Origin of the sequence: Rhodococcus sp. T7 (assembly GCF_009872365.1) — a bacterium.
Lineage (GTDB): Bacteria > Actinomycetota > Actinomycetes > Mycobacteriales > Mycobacteriaceae > Rhodococcus_F.
Genome location: NZ_WXYH01000227.1, coordinates 1 through 1,404, shown reverse-complemented (window position 1 = coordinate 1,404; position 1,404 = coordinate 1). Strand labels below are relative to the sequence as shown.

Annotated in this window: 1 protein-coding gene; it reads right to left on the bottom strand. The window is 65.0% G+C overall.

Annotation, left to right across the window (positions count from 1 at the left end):
- Positions 1 to 183 precede the first annotated feature (183 nt).
- On the bottom strand, positions 184 to 1,389 hold the full coding sequence (locus tag MLGJGCBP_RS21260) for an IS4 family transposase (protein WP_160097901.1): 1,206 nt from the start codon (positions 1,387 to 1,389) through the stop codon (positions 184 to 186).
- Between the last annotated feature and the right edge of the window lie 15 nt (positions 1,390 to 1,404).

Genomic DNA, 1,404 nt, shown 5'->3' with positions numbered 1-1,404 from the left:
AGAATCGTGCATATCGGTGACTGGGTTGGTTGTGGATGATGTTGGTGGTGTCCGCGTTTTGCGGCCCACTTGAGGACTTTGCGTTTGACGACGCGGGGGTTGGCGCGGTGGCGGCGTTCAGGGTTGACGCGGCGCAACAGTTTGGCGATTCCCTGATTCCACATCCGGGTGGCCGCGTTGTGGTTATGAGGGGGAAAAAGAGCTGTGGGACAGGGATCGTCGGGTGATCCGCAAGGCGGCGACGAAGGACATCCGGTCCGGGTCGTGACTGCCGGCGATCGCGGCGTCGCGCATCAGGGTACGGACGGCGTAGTGGCAGCACAGGTGCCCCCAGATTTCCTGCTGTACCAGCGGTGGGGACTTCGACCGCAGGACTGCTCGTGGTCCGCGCTGGTGGGTTTTGAGTTCGTCGAAGGTGTTCTCGATTTCCCAGCGTTGGGCGTAGGCGAGGGCCAACTCTTCTGCAGGTGCGTCGGCGGGGTCGAGGATCGTGGTCAGCAGCCGGTACTGTTCGGGGTTCTCCCGCCCGTCGTCGAGGGTGTAGTCGATCACGCGCACCGTCAGGGGTGTGCGCTGCTGCCGGTTCTTCCCGGAGGTCGGGACGATCCGGGCCAGCCAGGATCCGTCGTCGAGGGTCTCGAGGTGTCGAGGTGAGAGGGCGGATGTGACCCGCCACAGCAGATCAGCACCAGTAGCGGCGGCCCGGGTCCACATGTCGAATCCGTAGATGCCGCGGTCGGCGAGCAGCAGCATCCCCGGCTCGAGCCCGTCGATCAGATCGTGCGCCAGCTCCCGCTCGGACGTGCGGCACGGTCCGATCGCGGCGTCGAGCACCGCGTGGGTGCCGCATTCGGCGACCGCCACCAACCGCGCCTGCGGGAACGCGGACTTCTCGCCGCGGCTCGATGCCGGCCGTCCGAAGTGCTCGGCGTTGGCCGGGGTGTCGGGCAGATCGAGACAGGTCCCGTCGAGGGCCACCATCCGCCGCCCGGCGAGCCATGATCCGGGGGTATCCGCGTCGGCGAGAGGTCGTGCGACACGGCGGAACAGCTCCCGCACCGGTTCATACCCTAATCGTGAACGGGCTTGGAATATCGCCGATTTCGATGGCGGCGACCAGGACTGCGACCATCCCGACGACCACGACAAACCGTCGGTGAGTTGCTCGAAAACATCCTCGTAGGACCCTTCCGAATTCAAGGCCATCCCGATCGAGAAATACGCCGTCACACGAGCGGTCAACGTCCGACTGCGCTGCTCCCTGCGACCGCATTCCGCGATCACCTCATCAACCAAGGACGCGGGAAACACCCTGGTCAACAACCCCACCGACACCACATCCGACAACCGCCGATCCGAGACCGGCTTCACCCATCCACTCCGAGGCACACCTCATCATAGATG